General features: G+C 73.8%; 25 protein-coding genes. 10 read left to right on the top strand and 15 right to left on the bottom strand.

Annotated features, from left to right (window positions below; translation table 11 throughout):
- Window positions 1-25 precede the first annotated feature (25 nt).
- From ACN27D_RS21645 to ACN27D_RS21630, 4 genes are all read left to right on the top strand, one after another.
- Window positions 26-1,003, top strand: a complete 978-nt coding sequence (locus tag ACN27D_RS21645) for a LysR family transcriptional regulator (RefSeq protein ID WP_421499857.1) — start codon at window positions 26-28, stop codon at window positions 1,001-1,003.
- A 40-nt stretch (window positions 1,004-1,043) separates the two neighbouring features.
- Entirely contained in the window at window positions 1,044-2,219 is a 1,176-nt protein-coding gene (locus ACN27D_RS21640; RefSeq protein WP_421499856.1) for an endonuclease, read from the top strand.
- Window positions 2,220-2,337: 118 nt separating this feature from the next.
- A complete protein-coding gene (locus tag ACN27D_RS21635; protein WP_121684543.1) occupies window positions 2,338-3,192 on the top strand; it encodes an aldo/keto reductase in 855 nt (284 codons plus the stop codon).
- A 109-nt stretch (window positions 3,193-3,301) separates the two neighbouring features.
- Window positions 3,302-4,285, top strand: coding sequence for an aldo/keto reductase (locus ACN27D_RS21630; protein WP_120571446.1), 984 nt, complete (start codon window positions 3,302-3,304; stop codon window positions 4,283-4,285).
- A gap of 59 nt (window positions 4,286-4,344) precedes the next feature.
- Here ACN27D_RS21630 and ACN27D_RS21625 read toward each other — a convergent pair whose 3' ends face one another.
- The gene (locus ACN27D_RS21625; protein WP_421499855.1) at window positions 4,345-5,895 is read right to left on the bottom strand and encodes a hypothetical protein; all 1,551 of its coding nucleotides are present in this window, start codon (window positions 5,893-5,895) and stop codon (window positions 4,345-4,347) included.
- Window positions 5,896-6,241: 346 nt separating this feature from the next.
- Here ACN27D_RS21625 and ACN27D_RS21620 point away from each other — a divergent pair, with 346 nt between their 5' ends.
- Both ACN27D_RS21620 and ACN27D_RS21615 read left to right on the top strand, forming a co-directional pair.
- Complete coding sequence (locus ACN27D_RS21620) at window positions 6,242-7,255, top strand: ATP-binding cassette domain-containing protein (RefSeq protein WP_120571448.1); 1,014 nt, start codon at window positions 6,242-6,244, stop codon at window positions 7,253-7,255.
- On the top strand, window positions 7,252-8,106 hold the full coding sequence (locus ACN27D_RS21615) for an ABC transporter permease (RefSeq protein WP_358169704.1): 855 nt from the start codon (window positions 7,252-7,254) through the stop codon (window positions 8,104-8,106). Before ACN27D_RS21620 ends, ACN27D_RS21615 begins: the two co-directional genes overlap by 4 nt.
- A 45-nt stretch (window positions 8,107-8,151) precedes the next feature.
- Here ACN27D_RS21615 and ACN27D_RS21610 read toward each other — a convergent pair whose 3' ends face one another.
- From ACN27D_RS21610 to ACN27D_RS21590, 5 genes are all read right to left on the bottom strand, one after another.
- A complete protein-coding gene (locus ACN27D_RS21610) occupies window positions 8,152-11,550 on the bottom strand; it encodes an ATP-binding protein (RefSeq protein ID WP_421499854.1) in 3,399 nt (1,132 codons plus the stop codon).
- Window positions 11,551-11,594: 44 nt separating this feature from the next.
- Complete coding sequence (locus ACN27D_RS21605) at window positions 11,595-12,002, bottom strand: hypothetical protein (protein WP_091418959.1); 408 nt, start codon at window positions 12,000-12,002, stop codon at window positions 11,595-11,597.
- A complete protein-coding gene (locus tag ACN27D_RS21600; RefSeq protein ID WP_091418956.1) occupies window positions 11,999-12,259 on the bottom strand; it encodes a hypothetical protein in 261 nt (86 codons plus the stop codon). Before ACN27D_RS21600 ends, ACN27D_RS21605 begins: the two co-directional genes overlap by 4 nt.
- 13 nt (window positions 12,260-12,272) lie before the next feature.
- Complete coding sequence (locus tag ACN27D_RS21595; RefSeq protein WP_421499853.1) at window positions 12,273-12,986, bottom strand: hypothetical protein; 714 nt, start codon at window positions 12,984-12,986, stop codon at window positions 12,273-12,275.
- A gap of 133 nt (window positions 12,987-13,119) precedes the next feature.
- Window positions 13,120-13,968 (bottom strand): helix-turn-helix transcriptional regulator, encoded by an 849-nt coding sequence (locus ACN27D_RS21590; protein WP_421499852.1) that lies wholly within the window; start codon window positions 13,966-13,968, stop codon window positions 13,120-13,122.
- 99 nt (window positions 13,969-14,067) lie between these two features.
- Here ACN27D_RS21590 and ACN27D_RS21585 point away from each other — a divergent pair, with 99 nt between their 5' ends.
- Window positions 14,068-14,838, top strand: coding sequence for an SDR family oxidoreductase (locus tag ACN27D_RS21585; RefSeq protein WP_421499851.1), 771 nt, complete (start codon window positions 14,068-14,070; stop codon window positions 14,836-14,838).
- Between the two features lie 67 nt (window positions 14,839-14,905).
- Window positions 14,906-15,472, top strand: coding sequence for a snapalysin family zinc-dependent metalloprotease (locus ACN27D_RS21580; protein WP_091418947.1), 567 nt, complete (start codon window positions 14,906-14,908; stop codon window positions 15,470-15,472).
- Between the two features lie 27 nt (window positions 15,473-15,499).
- Here ACN27D_RS21580 and ACN27D_RS21575 read toward each other — a convergent pair whose 3' ends face one another.
- The 9 genes from ACN27D_RS21575 to ACN27D_RS21535 form a co-directional block, all read right to left on the bottom strand.
- Window positions 15,500-16,480, bottom strand: coding sequence for a hypothetical protein (locus ACN27D_RS21575; protein ID WP_421499850.1), 981 nt, complete (start codon window positions 16,478-16,480; stop codon window positions 15,500-15,502).
- Window positions 16,477-17,826 (bottom strand): hypothetical protein, encoded by a 1,350-nt coding sequence (locus ACN27D_RS21570; protein ID WP_421499849.1) that lies wholly within the window; start codon window positions 17,824-17,826, stop codon window positions 16,477-16,479. The genes ACN27D_RS21575 and ACN27D_RS21570 overlap by 4 nt, the downstream gene beginning before the upstream one ends.
- Window positions 17,823-18,128 (bottom strand): DUF6403 family protein, encoded by a 306-nt coding sequence (locus tag ACN27D_RS21565; RefSeq protein ID WP_421499848.1) that lies wholly within the window; start codon window positions 18,126-18,128, stop codon window positions 17,823-17,825. The genes ACN27D_RS21570 and ACN27D_RS21565 overlap by 4 nt, the downstream gene beginning before the upstream one ends.
- A 55-nt stretch (window positions 18,129-18,183) precedes the next feature.
- Entirely contained in the window at window positions 18,184-18,438 is a 255-nt protein-coding gene (locus ACN27D_RS21560) for a hypothetical protein (RefSeq protein WP_120571454.1), read from the bottom strand.
- Between the two features lie 75 nt (window positions 18,439-18,513).
- On the bottom strand, window positions 18,514-19,806 hold the full coding sequence (locus ACN27D_RS21555) for an AAA family ATPase (protein ID WP_421499847.1): 1,293 nt from the start codon (window positions 19,804-19,806) through the stop codon (window positions 18,514-18,516).
- Window positions 19,807-19,927: 121 nt separating this feature from the next.
- A complete protein-coding gene (locus tag ACN27D_RS21550; RefSeq protein WP_421499846.1) occupies window positions 19,928-20,755 on the bottom strand; it encodes an SAM-dependent methyltransferase in 828 nt (275 codons plus the stop codon).
- A 150-nt stretch (window positions 20,756-20,905) separates the two neighbouring features.
- Window positions 20,906-21,160 (bottom strand): hypothetical protein, encoded by a 255-nt coding sequence (locus ACN27D_RS21545; protein WP_421499845.1) that lies wholly within the window; start codon window positions 21,158-21,160, stop codon window positions 20,906-20,908.
- Window positions 21,153-21,395 carry a DivIVA domain-containing protein gene (locus ACN27D_RS21540; RefSeq protein WP_091418926.1) on the bottom strand — a complete coding sequence of 81 codons (243 nt, stop codon included), beginning with the start codon at window positions 21,393-21,395 and terminating at the stop codon, window positions 21,153-21,155. The genes ACN27D_RS21545 and ACN27D_RS21540 overlap by 8 nt, the downstream gene beginning before the upstream one ends.
- Complete coding sequence (locus ACN27D_RS21535; protein ID WP_421499844.1) at window positions 21,392-21,622, bottom strand: hypothetical protein; 231 nt, start codon at window positions 21,620-21,622, stop codon at window positions 21,392-21,394. Before ACN27D_RS21535 ends, ACN27D_RS21540 begins: the two co-directional genes overlap by 4 nt.
- A 242-nt stretch (window positions 21,623-21,864) precedes the next feature.
- On the opposite strand from ACN27D_RS21535, the gene ACN27D_RS21530 reads away from it, so the two are divergent.
- Together ACN27D_RS21530 and ACN27D_RS21525 are read left to right on the top strand one after the other, a co-directional pair.
- The gene (locus tag ACN27D_RS21530) at window positions 21,865-22,422 is read left to right on the top strand and encodes a helix-turn-helix domain-containing protein (protein ID WP_421499843.1); all 558 of its coding nucleotides are present in this window, start codon (window positions 21,865-21,867) and stop codon (window positions 22,420-22,422) included.
- A gap of 43 nt (window positions 22,423-22,465) precedes the next feature.
- Complete coding sequence (locus ACN27D_RS21525) at window positions 22,466-23,245, top strand: transposase family protein (protein WP_421498245.1); 780 nt, start codon at window positions 22,466-22,468, stop codon at window positions 23,243-23,245.
- Window positions 23,246-23,257: the final 12 nt, after the last annotated feature.

The following is a 23,257-nucleotide window of genomic DNA, read 5'->3' as shown; positions in this document are numbered from 1 at the left end:
CCAGCGGCGACGCTAGGGTGCCCGGATGGACCTGCTGCGGCACCTGCGGCATTTCGTGGTGGTCGCCCGGGAACTGCACTTCGGCCGGGCCGCCGAGACGCTGGGCATGGCGCAGCCACCGCTGAGCCAGTCGATCCAGCGGTTGGAACGGGAGCTGGGCGTCACCCTGTTCGACAGGTCGCAGCGCCAGGTCGGCCTCACCACCGCCGGCCAGTTGCTGCTCGGCGAGGCCGACGAACTGCTGGCCGGTGAACGCCGGCTGCGTCACCTCGCCGAGCGGGTCCGGCGGGGCGCGCTCGGGGTGCTGCGTGCCGGCGTACCCCCGGAGACCCCGGCCGTGACGTTGCGCGCGCTGCTCGACGCGCTCGCGGCCCGCGCACCCGGGCTCGCCCTCGACCTGCACGAACTGACGAGCGCCGAGCAGCACCGGATGCTCGCGGACGGGCGGCTGGACGTCGGCCTGCTGCACCATCCGGTCGACGGGGCCGGGCTGCGCTTCGGCGAGCCGGTGGACGTACCGGTGGGTGTGCTGCTGCCCCGGGCCTCGCCGCTGGTCCGGCCGCGGGAGATCGCGCTCGCCGATCTGGCCGGCATGGACCTGGTCACCGCGCCACCGGTCACCGCGCCCGGCTGGCACGAGCATCTGCTGACCGTGTGCCGGCAGCACGGTTTCGCCCCGGCCCGGGTCCGCCCCGCGCGCAACCCGGAGTTCCTGTTCGGTCTGCTCCTGGCCGGCGGCGCGGTCGCCGTCGAGCCCGCCGCGCTGGCCCGCCGGGAACCACGTGTCGCGTGGCGACCGATCACCGGTACGCCGCTGGTCCGGCGGATCTCCGCGGCCTGGCCGAGCCGGGCGGCGCACCCGGCCGCGCCGATGTTCGGCCACCTCGCCACCGAGACGCTCGCCGCGCCCGACGAACCGGGCGGACCGGCACTCCTCGCCCCGGCGGCCCGGCCGTGGCCGGTGCTGTTCGAGGCCGGCCGGGACGAAAAGTCGGCCCGCTGACCTCCCGCAGTTCACCGCATTGCGGCTAGCATCGCTGATCATGAATATGAAGCGCGTCACCCGCTCGCGACCCGGGCGGTTGATCGCGGCGGTCGTGCTCGCCGTCGCGGTCGGGATCCCGCTCGGCGTGACCGGCGCCGCGTCGGCCGCGACGCCCCTGACCGTGGCGCAGGCGCTCGCCGCCCAGGACGGCCGGACGGCCACCGTCACCGGCTACGTCATCGGCCAGCCCACCGCCACCACCACGGTGCTCACCTCCGGCTTCACCGCGGACACCGCGATCGCCCTCGCCGACCAGGCCGGCGAGACCGGCACGAGCCGGATGCTGTACGTGCAGGTGACAGCCGCCTGGCGGAGCACCTTCGGGCTGCTCACCAACCCGTCGCTGCGCGGGCGGCAGGTCACAGCGACCGGCGCGCTCACCGCGTACTTCAGCCACGGCGGCCTGAAGAACCCGACCGCGATGAGCCTCGGCGGCGGCGCCACGCCGAGCCCCACGCCGACCCCGAGCCCGACCGGCACCGCCGTGCCGGACGCGTACTACGCGGCCGCGGCCGGCCGGACCGGGCCGGCGCTGCGCACCGCGCTGCACGGCATCATCAAGGTGCAGACGAAGCTCAGCTACGACCAGGTGTGGGACGCGCTCAAGGACACCGACCAGGATCCGGCCAACCCGGCCAACGTGATCCTGCTCTACAGCGGACGCTCGCAGAGCAAGACCAGCAACGGCGGCGGCGCGAACGACTGGAACCGCGAGCACGTCTGGGCCAAGTCGCACGGCGACTTCGGCACCGCCACCGGCCCCGGCACCGACGTGCACCACCTGCGGCCGGAGGACGTGTCGGTCAACTCGTCGCGCGGCAACAAGGACTTCGACGCCGGCGGCGGCGCGGTGGCCGAGGCGCCCGGCTGCTACACCGACGCCGACTCGTTCGAGCCGCGCGACGCGGTCAAGGGCGACGTGGCCCGCATGATCCTCTACATGGCGATCCGGTACGAGGGCGGCGACGGCTGGCCGGACCTGGAACCGAACGACTCGGTCTCCAACGGCTCCGCGCCCCGGCTCGGGCGGCTGTCGAAGCTGCTGGCCTGGAACGACCAGGATCCGCCGGACGCCTTCGAGAAGCGCCGCAACCAGCGCATCTACGAGCGCTGGCAGGGCAACCGGAACCCGTTCGTCGACCACCCCGAGTGGGCGCGCTCGATCTGGGGTTGACGCTCGTCCCCGATGTGAGGAAGCGTGGCGAGCGGGTAGAGACATCCGGTTGGCACGGCCGGGGGGCAGTCGGCACGGACGCGCCCCCGGGCATCGCACGATCGGAGATGAGGCTCTCATGGCCCAGAACGGCATTCCGGACATCGCACTCAATGACGGCAACACCATCCCGCAGCTCGGCTTCGGCGTCTTCCAGATCGAGCCGAAGGACACCGTGCGGGCGGTCGGCACCGCGCTGGAGGTCGGCTACCGGCACATCGACACCGCCCAGATGTACGGCAACGAGGCGGAGGTGGGCCAGGCGCTGCGCGCCTCCGGGCTGGACCGCGGCGAGGTCTTCGTCACCAGCAAGCTGAACAACGGTTTCCACCGCCCGGACGACGCCCGCAAGGCGTTCGAGCAGTCGCTGCGGGAGCTGAAGTTCGACTACCTCGACCTGTTCCTGATCCACTGGCCGCTGCCCACCCGCTACGACGGCGACTTCGTCTCCACCTGGAAGGTGCTCGAAGACCTGCGGCGCGAGGGCACCGTCCGGTCGATCGGCGTGTCCAACTTCCAGGTCGCGCACCTGGAGCGGCTGGCCGCCGAGGCGGACGTGGTGCCGGCGGTCAACCAGATCGAGGCGCACCCCTACCTCGGCAACGAGGAGGTGCGGGCGTACGACAAGGCGCACGGCATCCTCACCGAGGCGTGGTCGCCGATCGCGCAGGGCAAGGTGCTCGACGATCCGACAGTCGTCGACGTGGCCGAGCAGGTCGGCCGGACCCCGGCCCAGGTGGTACTGCGCTGGCACGTGCAGCGCGGCGACATCGTCTTCCCGAAGTCGACCACCCCGAAGCGGATCGAGGAGAACTTCGCGATCTTCGACTTCACGCTCGACGACGCCGCGATGGAGCGGCTCACCTCGCTGGACCGGGGCGAGGCCGGCCGGACGGGCCCGAACCCGGACGAGTTCGACTACATCCCGAACTGAGCAGTCACACGTCGGAGGGGCCCCGGGAGACCGGGGCCCCTCCGCTTGTTGACTTCGCGCGCACTCGAAGGGGCAGGGTGACCGGCAAAGCTCCGACGGGGAGGAAGACATGCGCTACCGCACCATCGGCACGGACCCGGCCACCCGCCGCGAGGTCAGTGTGCTCAGTCTCGGCGCGATGCTGTTCGGCACCGCCACCGACGAGGCCACCTCGTTCGCCATCCTCGACCGGTACGTCGAGGCGGGCGGCACCTTCATCGACACCTCGGACAACTACGCCTTCTGGCACAACGGGGGCCAGGGTGGCGAGAGCGAGGAGCTGCTCGGCCGCTGGCGGCGCAGCCGCGGCATCGGCGGCGAGGTGGTCATCGCCACGAAGCTGGGTGCCCGCCCGCTCGCGCCGGGCACCAGCTATGTCGACAACCCGGAAGGGCTGTCGGCCAAGGTGATCCGCGAGTCCGCCGAACGCAGCCGGGAGCGCCTCGGCGTCGAGCGGATCGACCTGCTCTACGCCCACATCGAGGACCGGACGATCCCGATGCGGGAGACCGTGGAGGGCTTCGCCGAGCTGGTCGCCGAGGGCACGGTCGGGTTGCTGGGCGCCAGCAACCACCGCGCCTGGCGGGTCGAGCGGGCCCGCGCGCTCGCCGCCGCGGCCGGCCTGCCCGGGTACGAGGTGCTCCAGTACCACCGCAGCTACCTGCCCCGGCGGCTGGACGTGCCGAGCGAGCTGGACCCGGACGGCGACGTCGGCTGGGTCGGCCCGGACCTGCTCAGCTACCTGCGTACGGAGCCGCAGCTCACGCTGGTCGCGTACTCGCCGCTGCTGAAGGGCGCGTACGTCCGGCCGGAGCGGCTCGGCGAGGAGTACGTGGTGCCCGCCACCCCGGCCCGGCTGGCGGCGCTTCGGGCGGTCGCCGCCGAGACCGGCGCCACAGTGAACCAGGTAGTGCTGGCCTGGCTGATGGGCGGGGACCAGCCGTCGATCCCGCTGGTCGGCTTCTCCTCGGTGGCGCAGCTGGAGGAGAGCCTGGCCGCTGTCGACCTGGAGCTGACCGCCGAGCAGCGGACCCGGCTGGACTCGGCACGCTGACCGGCGCCGGGCCGGGAGGCTCAGACGCCACCCGGCCCGTGCCGATCGACCGGGGTCGCTCAGCCGGCCGGGTACCGGTCGACCTGGACGTCGAGCCGAAGCGTTCCGTTGCCCGGCAGTGTCACCTCCGTGGCGTCGGCCGGACGGGCCGCGCCGTCGTACCAGCCGGCGTAGCTGACGTACGGCGGCGTCCACAGCCACCCCACGGTGACCGGCTGAGGGCCGAGCACGCGCAGCGCGTACTCGCCGTCGCGATCCAGATCCAACGTGTAGCCGATGACCTCACGGGTACGCGCGTTGCGCACCGTCAGCTCGGCGACCACCGGGCGGCCCTCCGGGTCGACGAGCCGGCCGGTGACCAGGACGCCTCGCCGTACGGCGAGGTCGTAGACGGTGGTGGCGCCGGCCCGGACCGTGACCGGCACGGCCTTGCCCCGCAGGGCGAACCCGCCGGACCACTGGGTGGCGTTGTCGGCGGTGGTGTACAGCAGCGGCCACGCGTACGGGCCGAGCCAGTCGATCCGGTAGCGGCCCTGCGCGTCCAGCTTTACACCCCAATTGAGGAAGAAGCCCGACTCGGGCGCGAGCGTCACGGCGCCGGAGGTCGCCGGCCTGCCGGTGGCCGCGCTGGTCACGGTGCCGGTGACGACACCGGCGCGGTCGAGCCGGATCGGGGGCACGGTGACCGTCTGCCCGGCCCGGAGGGTGACCACCCGGGCCTGCTTCGTGTCACCGGTGCCGCCGGTCGCGCCGACCCACTGCGCGCCGTACGCCGATCCGCCGGCCGGGCGGGCGAACAGGTTCCAGGAGCCGGCCTCGACCAGGCCGACGCGGACGTTCCCGGAGGCGTCGGAGCAGTACCGTCCCGGGTTGTGGGGGAGTTCGCCGGTACCGGCGGGCGCCGGCGTCACACAGGCCCCGGCGACGGGCGCGCCGGTCGCCGCGTCGACCACCCGGGACACCACGTGCGCGGCCGGGGTCAGGTCGACCACCGCGCTGCCGCTGCCGTCGGCCAGCACGGTCACGGTGGTGTCGCGGGGCAGGTGGGAATCACCGTCGGTGTAGACCCGTACCTCCTGCGGACCGGGGACGAGCGGCGGCACTGTCACCTCGCCGTCGTCGCACAGGTTGCGGCGGGTGTCGACGTACACGCAGACGCGGTCGATCGGGGCGCCGGTGACCGCGTCACGCGCCCGCAGGGTCAACGGGCTGGGCGTGAGCAGGCGCTCGGAGACGTCCGTCGTGCCCCCCGCGGACACCCGGACCGTTCCGGCCCCCGCCCAGTCCGTCCGGCCCGGCACCCACTGCCGCAGCGAGTCGTCGGGCAGGTCGGGGTCGACGTACGCCGGGCTGATGGCGATCTTGTAGTCGCCGGCCGGCACCTCCACGCGCAGTTGCCCGGCCTCGTCCAACTGGAGCAGTTGGACGTCGTAGCTGCTGTCCGCCGCCACCACGTCGACACTGCCCGGGCTCGGGGAGCCGTCGGGCGCGGTGACGGTCAGGTGGAGGACACCTGCCGGCTCCTCGGCCGCGCCGGCCGCGGCGGGTGGGACGGTGACGGCCAGGGCCGCCACGGTGAGTGCGCCGAGCACTCTTCGGACGATGGACACGGTGGACCCCTCTCGGTTTCAATGCACGGAGAGGCGTCCGCGTAGCCACAACCGGGACACGCCCCCCGTGCGTCGGATGCCGGCGCAGCATATGGCAGACGATCGATCGGGCGCTGTCGGCGACCGGTCATCCGGCGGACCGCCGCGGGAACGGTCATAACCCGCCTTCCTCCCGTACCGGCCACCGTCGGCCGGGAATCGCCACCGCCAGATCGGATCTGGCAGGCCACCTGGCGCCTCCGGGGTGAGGCCGGCACGACTACGGCTTTCCGGCCTCGTTGAAACAGGCGATCGGTCTGGCGGCACGCCGCCTGTCGAGGACACCGACGAGGAGAGGTAGCGATTCATGAGCAACCGGAACACCGGCCTGGCCGTCGAGGCCGAGGGCCTGGTCCGGTCCTTCGGTTCGACCCGGGCACTCGACGGGCTGGACCTGCGGGTTCCCGCCGGCACCGTCTACGGCGTGCTGGGCCCGAACGGCGCCGGGAAGACCACCGCCGTACGGGTGCTGGCGACGCTGTTGCGCCCGGACGGCGGCACGGCCCGGGTCTTCGGGCACGACGTGGTGCGTGACGCCGACGCGGTGCGTGCCCGGGTGAGCCTGACCGGCCAGTACGCCTCGCTGGACGAGGACCTGACCGGGGCGGAGAACCTGGTCCTGCTGGGCCGGCTGCTCGGGCTGGGCCGGGCGGGCGCCCGGGACCGGGCCGAGCAGTTGCTGGCCGCGTTCGGGCTGACCGAGGCGGCGGGACGGCAGGTGAAGAAGTACTCCGGCGGGATGCGGCGGCGCATCGACATCGCCGCGAGCATCCTCAACACCCCGGATCTGCTCTTCCTCGACGAGCCGACCACCGGGCTGGACCCGCGCAGCCGCAACCAGGTGTGGGCGATCGTGCGGGCGGTGGTGGCGTACGGCACCACTGTGCTGCTGACCACGCAGTACCTGGACGAGGCGGACCAGCTCGCCGGCCGGATCGCTGTGGTCGACCACGGCCGGGTGATCGCGGAGGGCACCCCGGGCGAGTTGAAGGCGTCGATCGGCGCGGGCAGCGTCCACATCCGGCTGCGTGATCCGGGGCAGCGTCCGCAGGCCGAGCAGGTGCTGCGCACGTCGCTCGGCGTACCGGTGCAGCTCGCCGCGGACCCGGCGGCGCTGACCGCCCGTGTCGGCGAGCACGGCACCGACCTGGAGGCCGGTACGCAGGCCGCGCGGGCGCTCGGCGAGCTGGCCGCCGCCGGCATCGTGGTGGACGACTTCTCCCTCGGCCAGCCCAGCCTGGACGAGGTCTTCCTGGCCCTGACCGACCACCCGGCCGTCCCGGCGGACGAGCGGGACGACGAACTGGAGGCGGCGCGATGAGCGACACCGCGATCACCACCGGGCGGGCGCCGTCCGTCTACATGCCATCCGCCGAGGCGCTGGCCACTGTGCTCGCCCCGGCGGAGCGGCCGGCCCGGCCCAGCGCGCTGTCGGCGTCGCTGACGTTCGGCTGGCGCGCGCTGCTGAAGATCAAGCACGTGCCGGAGCAGCTGTTCGACGTGACCGCGTTCCCGATCATCATGGTGCTGATGTTCACGTACCTGTTCGGTGGCGCGCTCGCCGACAGCCCGCGTGCGTACCTCCAGTTCTTCCTGCCCGGCATCATGGTCACGAGCGTCGTGATGATCACCATGTACACCGGGGTCGGGCTGAACAGCGACATCGAGAAGGGCGTCTTCGACCGGATCCGTACGCTGCCGGTCTGGCGGCCCGCGGCGCTGGTCGGGATGATCTTCGGCGACGTGCTGCGCTACGTCCTGGCCGCCGTGGTCATCCTGACCGTGGGCGTGGTGCTCGGCTTCCGTCCCGACGGCGGGCTGCTCGGGGTGCTGGCCGGGATCGGGCTGCTGGTGGTCTTCTCGTTCGCGTTCTCCTGGGTGTGGACGTTCTTCGGCCTGGTGCTGCGCAGCGAGAAGTCGGTGATGGGGACCAGCATGATGGTGCTGTTCCCGCTGACGTTCCTGAGCAACGTGTTCGTCGACCCGTCCACCATGCCCGGTTGGCTGCAGGCGTTCGTCAAGGTCAACCCGATCACCCAGCTCGTCACCTCGGTGCGCGCGGCGATGGCCGGCTCGATGGACGGCCCGAGCACCATGTGGATGCTGCTCTGGAGCATCCTCTTCGTGGTCGTGTTCGGCACGCTGACGATGTACCGCTACAACCGCCGCTGACGTGACGACGGTGGCGGGGTCCGCGCGGCCCCGCCACCTCGGCGGTCAGAGCCGCCAGGGCACCGGCTCGGCCGGCCGGTAGCGGCAGGCGCCGCCGGTGGTGATCGACTCGCGCAGGTGGGCGGCGAGCGCCGGATGCCGCTCGTCGATGCGGCGCAGGGTGTCCCGGATCCGGCCGGTCACCGCCTTGCGCGCCCGTTCCGCCTGGTCACCGAGACGCCTGGTGCGCCCGGCCAGCCCGGCGGCGGCCCGCAACTGGTCGAGCAGCGCCGCGCGCTCGGCGTCCAGCTCGGCCAGCCGCCGCCCGTCGTCGCGGGCCGCCGCGCGGTCGATCTCGTCGTCGAGCCGCCGCAGGTGCCGGCGGTAGCGGGCCTTCGCCTCGTCGTCGAGCACCGGGTCGGCCCCGAGGCGGCGCGCGGCGACGAGTTCCGGACCGGCCGCCGGGTCGAGCAGTTCGACGGCGGGCACGTCCGCGCCGGGCCGGCTCAGCAGCAGGCGCAGGTCGTGCAGCCCTTTGGCGTCGGGCAGGTGCACCACGACACCGTCGTACGCGAGGCGCCACACCGGCCCGTCCGGCCGGAACTCGGGCCGGACCACGTCCGCACCGCCCGCGCCGGGGTCGGACGACCGCCCGTGGACCACACCCGCCCGGGACAGACCCGACGCGGTCCGGCGGCCGGCCGGCGACGACGCGGCGACCAGCGCCGGGGCGCCCGCGCCGAGCCGGGCGGCCGGGGGCGCGACCAGGGCGGACGCCGCCGCCGGGGCGGGATCCGCCGCGCCCAGCCGGTCCACCACCTGGACCATGCCCAGCGTCCGCGCCTCGGCCACCGTCTCGGCACGCAGCCGCCGCGCCCCGGCCGCGTCGCCCGGACCGTCCCGCCCGGCGAGCGCGCCCACCAGTGCGGCCCGGGCCAGCACGGACCAGGGCCGGGCGCCCAGCCGGTCGGCCGCGTCCCGGGCCGCGGTGCAGCCGTCAACCGCGTCGTCCCACCGGCCCTCGGCCGCGTCCACCATGGCCAGCCACAGGTCGACCGGGCCGCCGATGTCGCAGCCGAACAACGCCGCCGCCCACTGCCCGCGGTGCGGGGCCAGGTCGGCCCGCACCGCCGCGCACCGCGCCGGGTCGCCGTCCACGGCCGCCGCCTGCGCCCGCAGGCGCAGCCACAACGGCGACACCGACCGGGGGTACGCGGTGCCCGCGGCCTCGATCGCGGCGGTGAGCCGCAGCACAGTGGCCGCGTCGCCGCGCTCGACGGCGGTGATCGCCCGGAGCAGTTCGGCCTGCGGGTGCCCGGTGCCCACCCGGTCGAGCACCGCCTCGGCCTCGGCGAGGCGGCCGTACAGCAGCAGAATCGACCAGCGCATGTGGTGCGTCATGAACGCGTGGTCGGAGTGCCCCGGCTCGCGGTAGCTCTCCGCCTCGGCGAAGCCCGCCTCGGCGGCGGCGAGGTCGCCCTGGAAGGCGGCGATGATGGCGGTGTCCGCGATCGCCGCCACCCGCTGCCGGGCCACGTCGTCGCGTCGCGCGCCGGTCACGAACGCGGTCAGCTCCTGCCGGTAGCCCGGATCGCCCAGCTCCAGCAGCGCGACCCAGCGCAGCGCCGTGGCCCACAGCTCGGTTTCCCGGTCGCCGCTGCGGCGGGCCACCTCCCGGATCTCGGCGGTGACGACGGCCCGTTCCTGCGCGGTGCCGAGACCCCAGGTGGTGTCGTGGCGGGCCCACAGGCTGAAGGTGAGCGCCTCGTCGTCGCGGCCGTGCCGGGCGAGCGTCTCGGTGGCGGTGATCAGGTCGGTGACCAGCGCGCGTACCGGGCGTTCCGGGTCCGGCTCCGCGATCAACCGCCGGTACGCCTCCCGGACCAGTTCGGCGGCGTCGAGCCGGCGGCGGGTGGCGGAGTGCTGCCGGTGCGCGATGAGCGCCACCCGGGTCAGCACGCCGGGATCGGGCAGCTCCCGGGCCAGCGCGGCGGCCTCGGCCAGCAGCCGCTCGACCTCGGCCGGCGGGCCGGCGTGGTGCAGCAGCCCGGCCAGTTCCAGCAGCACCCGGACCCGCCGGCCGGGTTCGCCGGTCAGTTCGAGCGCGCGCCGGTAGTGCCGTACCGACTCGTCCATCGCGATCCGGCCCCCGGCGTCGCGGGCGGCGGCCAGCAGCAGGTCACCGGCGCGTTCCGGCTCCAGCTCGGCGCCGGCCAGCCAGGCGTGCCGGGCCAGGTGGGCCGGGCTGAGCGGGCCGGCGAGCGCGTCCGACCGGTCGACGGCCCGGACCACAGCCGCGTGCCGGGCCCGCCGTTCGTCCTCGGCGAGCCCGTCGTAGAGCGTCTCGCGGACCAGGTCGTGCACGAAGACGAACCGGCCGTCACTGCGGGGCAGCACCAGCCGGGCCGCGGCGGCGCGGCCGAGCAGCCGGTCGACCTGCGCGACGGGAGCGGGTACGCAGGCGGCGAGCGTCCCCCTGTCGAACTCGCGGCCGAGCACCGCGGCCACTGTGAGCGCCTCGACCACCGGGGCGGGCAGTTGGTCGAGCCGGCGGCGCACCACCTCCCGCACGCCCGGGGCGACGGTGTCGGTGAGGCCGTGGGTGTGCCAGAGCCGGGCGGTCTGCTCCACGAAGAACGGGTTACCGCCGGTGCGCCGGTGCACCTCGTCGACCAGGCTCGCCGCGGGCTCCCGGCCGGCGGTGCGAGCCATCAGCGCGGCCACCTCGGCGCGGCCCAGCCCGGCGAGCGTGACGGTGGTGGCCTTGGCGGTCAGCGGCAGCAGCAACTGCCGCAGCGGGTGCTCGCCGGATTCGACTTCGGCGTCCCGGTAGGTGCCGATCAGCAGCAACCGTTCGAACCAGGCGTGCTGGGTGACGAACTGCAGCAGCCGCAGCGACGCCGGGTCGGCCCAGTGCAGGTCGTCGAGGATCACGGCGACCGGCCGGTGCTGGGCGACGGCGACGAGGGCGGCGGTCACCGCGTCGTGCCTGTCGAACTCGGCCCGGCCCGCGTCACCCGGCTCGGCCGCGTCGCCCGGCCCGGTCATGTCGCCCGCCGCGCGCAGGTCGCCCGGCTCGGCCGCCACGTCGCCTCCCGGTGCCGGCCCGCCGCGACGAGCGTCGCCCGCCGCCTGCTCGCCCAGCAGCGCCGCCAGGCCCGCGTCGGCTGCCTCCCGCACCGCGCGCGGGTCGTCGGCGGACCGGGACAGGCGGCGCAGCACCTGCACCCAGGGCCAGTAGTCGGGGGCGGTGTCGGAGTCCCAGCAGGCGGCGCCGAGCACCAGCGCTCCGCTGCGGCGGGCCTCGTCGGCGGCGGCCGAGACCAGTGTGGTCTTGCCGATGCCCGGCTCGCCGGTGACCAGGACGAGACCGCCGTGGCTGTCGACCAGCCGGGCCACTTCGGCGCGCAGCAGCGCAGCGGGATGCTCCCGCCCGATGATGTGTTCGCCGAACCTCGGCTCCATGACCTCACGACGCTAGTCGAAGGGTCCGACAAACAGGGACGCGTTCAGAGCCGCGCGTCGGTCACGACGTGCGCGCACGCCGGGCAGGCGGCCGGTCCCTGCTCGGCGAACCACCGGCAGGTACGCCGGATCGCGCACTTCGGCAGCGTCTCCTCGGCGGGCGGGGCGGTCTCGGCGTACGAGGCGGCCATCCGGGCGCCCAGCCCGCAGTGCGAGCCGGTCCAGAAGCCGCAGGACGAGGTGACACACGGGCCGGCGAGCCGGGCCCGCGACTCGATCGGCTCGTCGGAGTCACCGAGCCCGGCGAGCGCCACCTCGGCCGGTACGGCCGGAGTCACGTAGGCCACCCGGCCCGCCGGAGTGATCATGCCGAGGAACACTGTGGCGTTGGACGCCGGGGTGCTCGGGCACATCCGCTCCGGCGTGCCGGCCGGCCGGGCGGCGTCGGTCACCGCTGGATCCAGAACCCGATGTCGTTGATCTTCTGCCCGAGGTCCTGGGCGAACGGGCCGTCGATGACCCAGAGCCCGTACCACTCGGGACGCAGCTTGATGTTGCCGTGGCCGACGGTCAGCGGGTTGGTCAGCCTGGCGTCGGCGGTACGCAGCGCGGCCAGGCCGGCCTTCTGGATCTCCGCCGCGATCAGGGTCTGCTGCTCGGGGCTCAGGTCGACGCCGTCGACCACGAAGCGGAACTCGTTGCGGGCCATGTGCTACCTCCGGTCACTCGTACGATTCGGTGCCCAGCCCGCGACGCAGGCTGGTGCGGGTGAAGGCCGCCCAGCCGGCGTGCGAGGCGGCGTCGGTGCGGTGGCCGGCGCGGGCGAGCACCCGGGCGGCGTGCTCCGTCCAGCGGTCGGCGGTCGCCGACGCGTCGCCCCACAGTTCGCGGCAGGCGGCGACCGCGAAGGCGACCTGTTCCGGCGCGCCGGTGAACCCGGCGGGTCCGTCGGCGACCCGGATCGTGCCGTCCGGGCGGACCCGCACGCTCGGGAAGTGGTGGTGCAGGCTGGCCAGCGTGGCCAGGTGGGTGGCGTCGCGCCGGCCGGCGGCGAAGCCGGCGCGCAGCTCGTCGTCGCGGCGGTGCCGGATCCCGTGCAGCACCAGCGCGTCGCCGCCCGCCTCGATCCGGGCGACCACCTGCACCGGCACGCTCCAGGCCGACGGCGAGTTCGCCGACCAGAACGCCAGCCAGGCGGCGAGCCGGGCGTGGAAGTCGGCCTGGACGGCGACCGGGAGCGCGGACCCGTCGGGTGCGCGCAGCGCGGCGGTGGCGATGCGGTCCCGGGTGATGAGCGGCGTCGCGGGGCGGCCCGGTGCGGCCGCCGCGGCGCCGGTGGTGGAGGCGACGGCCAGGCCGGTCACTGTGACCGCCGAGGCCGCCGCCGCGCCGGCGAGCAGTCGCCGACGGTCGAGCGGTTGTCCGTTGTCGTTCATCGTCGGCCCTTCGTCGACGGCAGTGGACCGACGCTATCGACCGGAAGCGATCAGAAAAACACCCTGCGTGACGGGAGGTCGACAGGAAAACCGGGGATACCCGGCGGCGTGAACGACGGTTCCTGTGCCGCGTTCACGCGGTGGTGGACGGGAACCGCTCGTGTCCGAGCACGGCGAGCAGCCGCAGCTTCTCCTCGGCCTCGCTGCGCGGCGCGGCGGTGAGCACCAGCAGCGCCTGCGACTGGTCCTCGGTGAACAGCACCTGGCAGTCCAGCTCGATCGGTCCGAGTTCCGGGTGGATCAGCGTCTTGTGGTCGGCGAAGCGCTGCGCCACCTCGTGCCGCTCCCACAACTCGGCGAACTCGCTGCTGGCCGCACGCAGCGCTCGCACCAGCTCGCCCGCGCGGGACCGCGGCCCCATCGATCCGTACGCGGCCCGCAGGTTGGCGACCTGAGCCCGGCTCTGCCGGTCACGGTCCTCCACCGGATAGTGCTCCCGCTCGGCCGGGTCGGTGAACCAGCGGTACACCTCGCTGCGGGCGAGCCCGGTGTGGCCGGAGCGGTCCCCGAACAGCGCGGCCGCCAACCGGTTCTGGACCAGCGTCTCGCCGAGGTCGGACAGGATGAGCGCCGGCGTGTCGGCCAGCCGGTCCAGCACCCGCAGCAGTGCCGGCGCGACGTGCCCGCTGGTGGCGACCGTCTCGGGCGGGCTGTGCCCGGCGACCCGGAACAGGTAGGCGCGCTCGTGCGCGGTGAGCCGCAGCGCCCGGGCCAGCTCGCCGAGCAGGTACGGACTCGGCTGCGGGCCGCGCCGCTGCTCCAGCCGCGTGTAGTAGTCGGTGGACATGGTGGCGAGCGACGCGACCTCCTCCCGCCGCAGGCCGGGCGCCCGGCGGCGGGCGCCCTCCGGTAGTCCGACGTCGCCGGGGCGCAGCGCCTCGCGGCGGCGGCGCAGGAATTCGGCCAGGGCTTGGCGGTCCATGATCCGAGTATCCGCCGCGCTCCGCCGGGAACCAGGGATCCGCGATCCCCCGATCAGCGGTCTCTTCACCCGCCCCGCCGGACGCCGCAGGCTTGCCGCATGGACATCTCCGGAGACACGATCTTCATTCCCGGCGCCACCAGCGGGATCGGCCTGGCCCTGGCGCTCGCCCTGCGGGACCGGGGCAACACGGTGATCGTCGGGGGCCGGCGTACCGAGTTGCTCGACGAGATCGCCGCCGCCAACCCGGGCCTGGCCACCGTCACGATCGACACCGCCGACCCGGCGAGCATCGCCGCCGCCGCGGACCAGGTGCTGGCGAAGCACCCGGATCTCAACGTCCTGGTGACGATGGCCGGCGTGATGCGGATCGAGGACTGGCGTTCGCCGGACACGTTCCTCGCCTCGGCCGAGGAGGTGGTGACCACGAACGTGCTCGGCCCGATCCGGCTGATCGCCGCCTTCGTCGAACACCTGCGGCGGCGCGGGAACGCCACGATCGTCACCGTCTCGTCCGGCCTGGCGTTCGTGCCGCTGCGGGTCACGCCGAGCTACAACGCCTCCAAGGCCGCGGTGCACATGCTCAGCGAGTCGATCCGGCTGAACCTGGCCGGCACCGGCGTGCGGGTGCTGGAACTGGTGCCGCCCGCGGTGCGTACCGAACTCCTGCCCGGCCACGAGAGCAACGAGACTGCCATGCCGCTGGACGAGTTCGTGAGCGAGGTGGTGGCGCTGCTGGAGGCGCAGCCGGACGCGACGGAGATCCAGGTCGAGCGGGTGAAGTTCCTCCGCCACGCCGAGGCGCGCGGCGACTACGGCGAGGTCGTCGCCGCCGTGAACGCGTCCGATCCGCACGCGTCCACCTCTTGATATCGATAGACAGCTATCTATAGGCTGGCGGCGTTCCGCTCACCCCCCATCCCAAGGAGTGTGAACCATGCGTCACCCCAAGCTGTCCCGGATCCTCGCCACCCTCGCGGCCGCGACGCTGGCAGCGCTCGGTGCGGTAGCCGTCAACCCGGCTCCGGCCTCCGCCGCCGTCCGCAACGTCTGCTACAACATCAGCCAGGCCGGCCCGTTCGCCAACACGGCGGTGCAGGCGGCGGCGATCTGGAACAACTACACGAACAACATCAACATGGCCCAGTGCGGGTCCAACCTGCGGATCACCTACACCTACGGCGGCGGCTCTTACGCCCAGCGCACCAGCCTCGGCAACGGCCGCGTGGTGATCGACTACAACCAGGCCCAGCAGTACTCGGCACTGCGCATCATGACGCACGAGATCGGCCACATCCTCGGCCTGCCGGACAACTACAACGGCAACTGCGCCATCCTGATGTCCGGTGGCAGCGCCGGCACGAGCTGCACCAACCCGTACCCCAGCTCCACCGAGGCCGCCCGGGTCGACTCGCTGTTCGGCTTCGCCGCCCGCAGCGCGACGCCCGCCCAGGTCTTCACCGGCAGCTGGCCGGCCGCCTCGACGGTGGGCGCCCAGCGCTGACGACGCAGTGACGACGGGGTCGGCGGGTCACCGCCGGCCCCGTCCGCGCGTCCCGCGCCGACCCGACGCGGCGTCGTCGGCGAGATCCGACGCGCGGCGGCTCAGCTCCTCGACCCGCTCCCGGAGCCGGCGCACGGCTCCGGCGTCGTCGTCCACCTCGGACACCTCGTCGAGCAGGCCGACGTAGTCGGCGGCCAGCCGCCGGTGCGCCGGGGCGACCGGCCCGGCGTACCGGTCCAGGTCGATGATCTGCTGGGCGAGAACCGCGGTGGCGGCGCCGAGCGCGGCCCGCTCGTCGGCGCGTGCGTCCCGCCCGGCCCGGCGCGCGTCGGCCAGGCGTCCGGCCCGCCGGCCGCCCATCCAGAGCACCGCCGCACCGGCCACGACCCCGGCCACCGCGCCGCCGGCCAGCAGATACCGGGGCAGCGACGGGCTGATGGTACGGGCGCCGTCAGGCACCAGACCGGCCCGGACCAGCCGGTCGTAGTTGAGCACGATCACCTTCAACGCCTCGACCGGCCGGTCCACGAACGCATCGGCGCCCCGGCTGATCGTGGTCTCGGCGACCATGGCCCGCCCGAGGTCACGCGGGCCGTCGCCGCCGAGGCGGGAGCAGCCGTACGTGTCCCAGTCCTCGCCGTCGCGGCTCATCGCCAGCACCAGCGTGCCCTGGGTGGCGCGTTCGGTGTCGTCGCACGCCTCCCGCAGGTCGGCGCCCGGCTCCATGATCAGCACCACCAGCCGCCGGTTGCCGATGACCCGTTCGGCGGCGGCCCGGTCCAGGTCCACTCCGGGCGCCGCGTAGACCGAGGAGCCGCGTACCTGCCGGGCGGCCGGACCGTCCAGGACGCCTCCGGTCCACAGCGCCCAGCCGGCCAGCGCCAGGCAGGCGAGCACCGCACGGCCGAACGCGGTGCCGACCAGGCGGCCGAGCAGCCGGCGCGGGCCGGTCGCCGCCACGCCACGACGGGTCGCCGTCCGCTCGGGACGGGTCGCGACGCGGCTCACGACAGCCTCGCCCGCAGGTAGACGTCCGGCCGGTAGCCGGGCATCCGCACGTCCCGGGCCACGTCGTCCAGCTCGGCCGCCGCGTCGGCGAGCAGTTCGCGTACGTGCCGGTCGGGCAACCCCTCGTCGAACGCGTCCCGGGCCGCCCGCAACCGGCCGACCCCCCGGACCAGCGCCGGGTCGCTGCGCGCGTCGGTGAGCAGCGACAACTCCACAGCCAGCGCGGAGAGCCCGGCCAGCCGGGCCGGCGTGCCACCCGGACCGACGTCGGCGGGACGGCGGCCGGACCCCCGCACGGTACGGATCGACAGCACCACGAAACCCGCCACGCACCCGGCGAAGATCCAGGGCAGCGCCGGCAACGCCACCCGCAGCGGGTCGAACGGCCGGTACGGCAGCGGACGGTCGAACAGCCCCGCGTACCGCACGTCGGTGACCTGGGCCAGATACGCGCCGAGCACGTTCTGCTGGGGATAGGCGTAACGGCCGAGCCGTCCGCCGAACTGGGCGTAGAAGCTCGCGCCGGCCACCTCGGCGAACGACGCCGCACCCGGACCGTGGTACTCGATCCAGTCGCCGTACATCACCACCAGCGGCTGGTCCGGGGCGAGCCGGTGCAGCGCCGGCCCGTACGCGGGCAGCGGCTCGCCGTACGGCTGGGCGGGCAGCACCACGAACCAGGCGCCGTCCGGGAACGCGGCGCTCGCCGCCTTCTCCGGCAGCTCGGGCAGCGTGGCGCCGGTGCCCACGTACCGGCCGGTGACGCGCAGCGCGGCGACCACCGGGGCCAGTTCCGGGCCGGTCGGCTCCCGCCAGCGCAGGCCGTCGCCGTCCGGCGGGGTCGGCTGGTCGTGCAGCGTGGCCAGCAGCGTGAGCAGCGGGCCGGTCACGTCGCCGGTGGCGAACCGGGCCCGCCAGCCCGGCAGGTCGTCCGGCGAGGCCACGTAGAGGCCACCGCTGACCTCGGTACCGACGATCCGGATCTCGGCGTTCTCCACGTCCTTCACCCGCCGGCGTTCGGCCTCGTCCAGACCGGGCGGGGCGACCAGGATGCGGGTGCCCCGGTCACCGACGGCGGCCCGGACCCGCTGCTCGTCCCAGCGCGCGACCGCGCCCGGCAACCGGACCACCGGATCGGCGGCCACGAGCGCGGTCATCTCCTCGACCGAGGGCACGCTCGCGTCGCTCAACTCCCCGGCCGAGCCCTCGGGCAGTGCGGCTGTCGACGGGGAACGCCCGTAGCTGACCTCCACGCTCTGCCGCTGCGCCACCAGGAACACCACGAGCACCGCCGCCGCGGCGGCCAGCAGCGACCAGCGCAGCAGCTCCCGGCGTACCCTCGTCACCGCCCGGCCCGCCACAGCTCGTCGGCGCGGCGGGCGTGCTCGGCCGCCGCGTAGGCCGCGTCGGCGCCGCCGCGTCCGGCGGCGAGCAGCTCGGCGTGGGCCAGCAGCCGCTCGGCCTCCGGCACCGTCGCCGGGGACGCGTCCCGGCTGACGGTGGCGTCGTGGATCGCCGCCCGCGCCGACGACCAGGCGATCCGCCGGCCCTCGGCCCGGGCGCGGCGCCGGGGCAGCAACGCGGCGAGGAAACCGGCGGCCACCGCCACCACACCCCCGCCCAGCCAGGGCAGCAAGCTCGCGGTCATGATCCCTGTCTAACGCACCGCCGCCAGCGCCGCGCGGGGAGGGCGGCGGTGCGACCTACGACGACTCGTAGCCCTCGTTGAAGCCCTCCATGAACCCGCCCGCGAACCCGGAGACGACGCATCCGGCACAGCACAGGATCACCAGCAGCGCCGGCACCGTGACCCACAGGACGATCGCCCACCGGCCCATCCCCTCGCTCGGCTGCTCCACGTACGCCGGCGGCGGATAGTACGGCTGTTGCGGGTACGCCTGCTGTTGGTACGCCTGGTGCTGGTACGGATCCTGCTGATAGGGATCGTGAGGATGCATCCGGCCATCGTGCCCACCGGCCGCGAACGCCGGAAGATCCGAACGGTCCGCCGATCCTGCCGCGACGGCCCCTCGTCACGCCCGGTGGGCATCGAGGTGGGTCAGCACCGTCTGGTTGGCCTCCCACCCGTCGGGGAACTTCACCGGCACGTCCAGGTGCACCCGCTCGGTCGACGGATACGCGTCGAGCAGCTCACCGATCCCGGCCCGCGCCACCACCACACAGGCGTGCCGGTGCCGTGACGCCAGCACGCACAGCCGCCCCGACTCCAGGTGGAACGCGGTGGCGTCGCGCCGGCCGGAGAGCGGGTGCAGCACGATCGTCACGTCGTACTCCCGGCCCTGGAGCCGGTTGGCGGTGTCCACGGCGATGCCCGCCCCGACCGCGCCCAGCCGGGACCGGATGGCCGCGACCTGGTCGCGGTGCGCGGCCCCGACGGCGATCCGGTCCGCGGTGACCGGCGCGCCGCCGGGCGCGGCCTCGCTGACCGCGACCGCGCCGCGCCGCAGCACCCGCAACGCCAGCTCCGCGCAGGCCGCGGCGGCTTCTCCATCGGTACGCACGGTGTGCCGGGCCGGCAGCTCGTGCAACGCCCAGCCGGTGGCGGCGGCCACCTCCACCGAGGCGTCGTAGGCGTCACCCGCGCCGGGCTCGGTGAACGTCAGCGCCCGGTCGGCCGGTCCGGTACCGGCGCGGAACCCGGTGAACGGGTAGAACGCGGCGGAGACGACAGGGGCGGCCGAGTCGGGCAGCCGCCACGACACCGGCAACCGGTGCACCGGCAGCTCCGGGTTGTGCCGCAGCAGCGTGGCCACCGCCGACTGCATCGGATCCCAGGTCAGGCCGGTCCAGCGGAACGTCTCGACGGTGCTGAACGGATCGAGCTGACCGGGGTCGCCGACGAACAGCGCCCGCTCGAACCGTCCCGCCACGCGCAGCAGCGCGTCGGCGCGCATCTGGTACGCCTCGTCCACGATCGCCCAGGGCCAGCTCCCCTCGGTGACAGTGGCCCACTTGGCCGCCGTACCGATGGTGACCGCCGGCCCGCCCAGGTCGGCGACCTTCGCGGCGACGCGGACCGCCGGGTGGGCGGTGACCCGCTCGGTCGGCCGGTAGTCGGTCGCGGAGAGCCGCCCGACGCGCAGCTCCGGCGCCCTGCGGCCGAGCCGGTCGATGAGGTCGTCGACCTGCTCGTTGGTCTGCGCCACGATCATCAGCGGATCGCCGGTGGCGGCGGTCTCGATCGCGGCGCGGACGACGAGGGTCGACTTCCCGGCACCGGGGGGCGAGTCCACCACGACGCCACGGTGCGTGCCGTCGCGCAGATCCCGCAGCACACGCTGGATCACCTGCTCGGCTTCGTGCACGGCGGGCCCTTCCTGGGTTCGAAGAAGGCGGGGCCCTTTCTTAGCACGCGCCACCTCGGCGCGGCTCCGGCACCTGCGCTTCCTTCGCACCCCGGGGCCCGCGGTGCCCGCGGGCAGGCGCCTACGGTTTGCGGGCGAGCAGTCCGACGAACGTGTGGTAGGTGTCGATCTGCTGCTGGGCGGGCGCGTCCGGGTCCGGACGCCACTCGGCCAGCGGCACCAGGCCCGGCTCCAGCACCGTCAGCCCGTCGGCGAAGGCGAGGATCTCCTCGTCGGTACGCCAGCGGCCGGTACCGAGCGACTCGTTGAACACCCGCTCGACCTCGCGGGCCTTGCGGGAGCCTTCCGGATCCCGCTCGCCCGGGTCACGGAAGTGCGAGATCGCGACGTAGCTGCCGGACGGCAGGGCGTCGATCAGCGCCGCAGCCACCGATCGCGGGTCCTCGTCGTCGCCGATGTGGTGCAGGATCGCGAACAGCAGCAGCCCGATCGGGCGGTCGAAGTCGAGGAACCGGCGGACGTCCGGGTCGTTGAGGATCTCCTCCGGTTCCCGGATGTCGGCCTGGATCACCGTCGCGGTGCCCTCCGCGGCCAGCAGGGCCCGCCCGTGTGCCAGAACGATGGGGTCGTTGTCCACGTACACGACGCGGGCGGCCGGGTTGTGCTCGATGGCGACCTCGTGCACGTTGCCCTGGGTCGGCAGCCCGGAGCCGATGTCGAGGAACTGGTCGATGCCCGCCTCGGTCACGAGGTAGCGGATCACCCGGCGCAGGAAGGCCCGGTTCGCCTGACCGGCGGCCGGCCCGTCCGGCGTGATCCGCAGGGCGTGCTCGGCGACCTTGCGATCGACCTCGAAGTTGTCCTTACCGCCCAGGAAGTAGTCATAGACCCGGGCCACGCTGGGAACGGTGACGTCGATTCCGGGCGGTGCGGCCTTGTCGCGGGTCACAGGCGTCTCCAGACTCCGTGTGGCGTTTCCGGGCGTTTCGGGGAGTGTAGCGACCGTACAGGGTGGATGGTCGCCCCGTTTGGGACCGCTCCCAGCGGGCCAGCCCGTCACCAGGACGTTCATCGATCGACACGCCGAAGCACGCCGAGGTCACCGCGGTTCCACCGGCCCGCACGACCCGTCGTGACCATCCCGGTGTCCGCAGCGCCCGCCGCCGGGCAACCGCATGTCGCACCAGACCCGGTACCGCAGGTGCTGCACATCCTCCTCGCTTAGCGTCGTCTCACCGAAGTCGACGGCATCCAGATGCCCGAGCGACCGGGCGAGCGCGGCGGCCAGCTCGACGGCGGCCTCCCGGCTGGTCAGCGTGGTCGGCAGATGGACGATCCAGCGCGGCTCAGCCATCGTGGCCGCGTCGACGGCAGCCGTTGTGGCGGGACTGCCACTGCCGCAGCGCCTGGCGGACCCGCTCCGACTCGGTGCGCGCCGTGGTCAGCTCCCGGTGCAGGCGATCCATCTCGTCGGCGACCCGGCACAGATAGTCGTGCACCTGCGCCGGGTCCAGCCCACGCCAGCGGGTGTCGAAGAAGGCACTGCGCACCTGATACGCCTGCACCCGCTCCCCGGTCACGTAGATCACGACGCCGCCGTCCCGGCCGCCACGGCCTCGTCGGGCAGCCCGGCCGCGGCGAGCGTCGCCCTCCCCCACCGGGCCAGCCGGCAGGGGTACGGGACGCGCTCGCTGCGGCACAGCGGTCCCTGCGGCCAGTGCTCGGGCACGTGTACGCGCACGGCCAGCGCGGCGACGAGCACGTCCTCGTCGGTGACCGGGGTGAGGACGGGGAAGTCGGCGAGTACGAGGGACATCGGCAGGCGCCTCCGGGTTGGAGCTGCTGGAGTGGCGCCGGAGCGGGCGGGGACGGCGGGAGCCGCGATCGGGGGACGCGGTACCGCCGGAGCCCAGCACCCGCCCCGGGCCATGCGTAAAGCCTCGTCAGCCTCACCCTCACGCAACACGACTACGCACTGCACCGCAGCGGTAACTGCACTGCACCGATGCGGGCTACGCTGCCTCAGGTCTGAACTACCCGTGATCGAGGACGGCGCGAATGACGACCGTGCAGAAATGGACGGGCCGGGAAACGCGGGCGTTGCGGCAGGCCCTGCGGATGAGCATTCGCGACTTCTCCGCACACCTCGGCGTCGCCGAGCGAACCGTCTCCAAGTGGGAGGCCGCGATGGACGCGGCTTGCCCCCGGCCGGAGATGCAGGCCGCCCTCGACACTGCACTCGGTACGGCAGCGGAGGACGTTCGCAGCCGCTTCGCCTCGACCCAACGAGACCAAGCGGGACGCGTGGCGGCAGAAGTCGCCTCCGATCTCGCGGCTGCGGCGCGGCGACGCCTGGCGGACGGCCGGAACACTGCCGGACTGTCGCCAGAGGCCTTCGCTCGCCTGCTCGGCACCGTCCTCGGGTGGAGTCCAACGGCTCAGCGCGTCGTCGACTGGGAGACGACGGAAACACCGCCGGGAGACGTCCTCCTGGCGCTTGACGTGTTGATCGGCCCGACGGCCGACAACCTCGCTGGTCTGATCGCGGTCTATCCGAGCCGGTCGCAGCTCACCGCCCATCTGCCCGCAGACCGTCTCCTAAGGGATGTCTCGTAACCCTGGTGTCTGTCTGTTGAGGACGATCGGGCAGGATGCCTGGGTGCAGGTGATCACCGCGGCCCACTCTGAGTGGATCTTTCCGTTCACCGGGTTGCAGCCCGCCCAGTTCCGCAGGCTGGTCCGGCTGGTCGCCGAGCGTGGCGGTGACGGCATCGCTGACGGCCGGCCGGGTCGGCAGTGGGCCCTGGACCTGGCCGATCGGGTGCTGCTGGTGGCCACCTACTGGCGGACGAACTTGACGATGCGGCAGGTCGGCCCGCTGTTCGGGGTGTCGCACTCGGCTGCGCATCGGGTCATCGACACTCTCGCGCCGCTGCTGGCCCTGGCGCCGGTGCGTAAACGGCCGGTCGAGCAGATCGCGATCGTCGACGGGACTCTGATCCCCACCCGCGATCACCGGCTGGCCGCCCGGAGTAAGAACTACCGGTACTCGACGAACCTGCAGGTCGCTATCGACGCCAGCACCCGTCTGGTCATCGCCGTCGGCGACCCGCAGCCGGGCAACCGCAACGACACGATCGTCTACCGCACCTCGGGCATCGCCGAGAAGCTGGACGGGCGGCCGGTGATGGCTGACGGCGGCTACCGCGGTAACCCGGAGGTGATCATGCCGTACCGCAAGCCCGCCGACGGCAGCACTCTGCCGGACTGGAAAGAAGCCCTCAACATCGAACACCGCACCGTTCGAGCAGGGGTCGAACACGCCCTGGCCAGGATGAAGTGCTTCAAGATCCTGCGCGACTACCGCCGCGCCGCCCACACATTGGCCGACGCCGCTTCCGGCATCGCCAACCTCCACAACATCATCCTCGCCGGCTGACCACCAGCCCGG

It is taken from the genome of Micromonospora sp. WMMD1274, assembly GCF_049179035.1.
In the GTDB taxonomy this organism is placed as follows: Bacteria; Actinomycetota; Actinomycetes; order Mycobacteriales; family Micromonosporaceae; genus Micromonospora; species Micromonospora tulbaghiae.
The sequence above is the reverse complement of the archived record's forward strand: the minus strand, read 5'-3'. Positions and strand labels throughout refer to the sequence as shown.

What these genes read in the sequence shown, in the direction of transcription:
- ACN27D_RS21645 (WP_421499857.1), top strand. Translation starts at nt 26, where the DNA reads ATGGACCTGCTGCGGCACCTGCGGCATTTCGTGGTGGTCGCCCGGGAA.
- ACN27D_RS21640 (WP_421499856.1), top strand. Translation starts at nt 1,044, where the DNA reads ATGAATATGAAGCGCGTCACCCGCTCGCGACCCGGGCGGTTGATCGCG.
- ACN27D_RS21635 (WP_121684543.1), top strand. Translation starts at nt 2,338, where the DNA reads ATGGCCCAGAACGGCATTCCGGACATCGCACTCAATGACGGCAACACC.
- ACN27D_RS21630 (WP_120571446.1), top strand. Translation starts at nt 3,302, where the DNA reads ATGCGCTACCGCACCATCGGCACGGACCCGGCCACCCGCCGCGAGGTC.
- ACN27D_RS21620 (WP_120571448.1), top strand. Translation starts at nt 6,242, where the DNA reads ATGAGCAACCGGAACACCGGCCTGGCCGTCGAGGCCGAGGGCCTGGTC.
- ACN27D_RS21615 (WP_358169704.1), top strand. Translation starts at nt 7,252, where the DNA reads ATGAGCGACACCGCGATCACCACCGGGCGGGCGCCGTCCGTCTACATG.
- ACN27D_RS21610 (WP_421499854.1), bottom strand. Translation starts at nt 11,550, where the DNA reads ATGGAGCCGAGGTTCGGCGAACACATCATCGGGCGGGAGCATCCCGCT.
- ACN27D_RS21600 (WP_091418956.1), bottom strand. Translation starts at nt 12,259, where the DNA reads ATGGCCCGCAACGAGTTCCGCTTCGTGGTCGACGGCGTCGACCTGAGC.
- ACN27D_RS21595 (WP_421499853.1), bottom strand. Translation starts at nt 12,986, where the DNA reads ATGAACGACAACGGACAACCGCTCGACCGTCGGCGACTGCTCGCCGGC.
- ACN27D_RS21590 (WP_421499852.1), bottom strand. Translation starts at nt 13,968, where the DNA reads ATGGACCGCCAAGCCCTGGCCGAATTCCTGCGCCGCCGCCGCGAGGCG.
- ACN27D_RS21585 (WP_421499851.1), top strand. Translation starts at nt 14,068, where the DNA reads ATGGACATCTCCGGAGACACGATCTTCATTCCCGGCGCCACCAGCGGG.
- ACN27D_RS21580 (WP_091418947.1), top strand. Translation starts at nt 14,906, where the DNA reads ATGCGTCACCCCAAGCTGTCCCGGATCCTCGCCACCCTCGCGGCCGCG.
- ACN27D_RS21565 (WP_421499848.1), bottom strand. Translation starts at nt 18,128, where the DNA reads ATGACCGCGAGCTTGCTGCCCTGGCTGGGCGGGGGTGTGGTGGCGGTG.
- ACN27D_RS21560 (WP_120571454.1), bottom strand. Translation starts at nt 18,438, where the DNA reads ATGCATCCTCACGATCCCTATCAGCAGGATCCGTACCAGCACCAGGCG.
- ACN27D_RS21545 (WP_421499845.1), bottom strand. Translation starts at nt 21,160, where the DNA reads ATGGCTGAGCCGCGCTGGATCGTCCATCTGCCGACCACGCTGACCAGC.
- ACN27D_RS21535 (WP_421499844.1), bottom strand. Translation starts at nt 21,622, where the DNA reads ATGTCCCTCGTACTCGCCGACTTCCCCGTCCTCACCCCGGTCACCGAC.
- ACN27D_RS21530 (WP_421499843.1), top strand. Translation starts at nt 21,865, where the DNA reads ATGACGACCGTGCAGAAATGGACGGGCCGGGAAACGCGGGCGTTGCGG.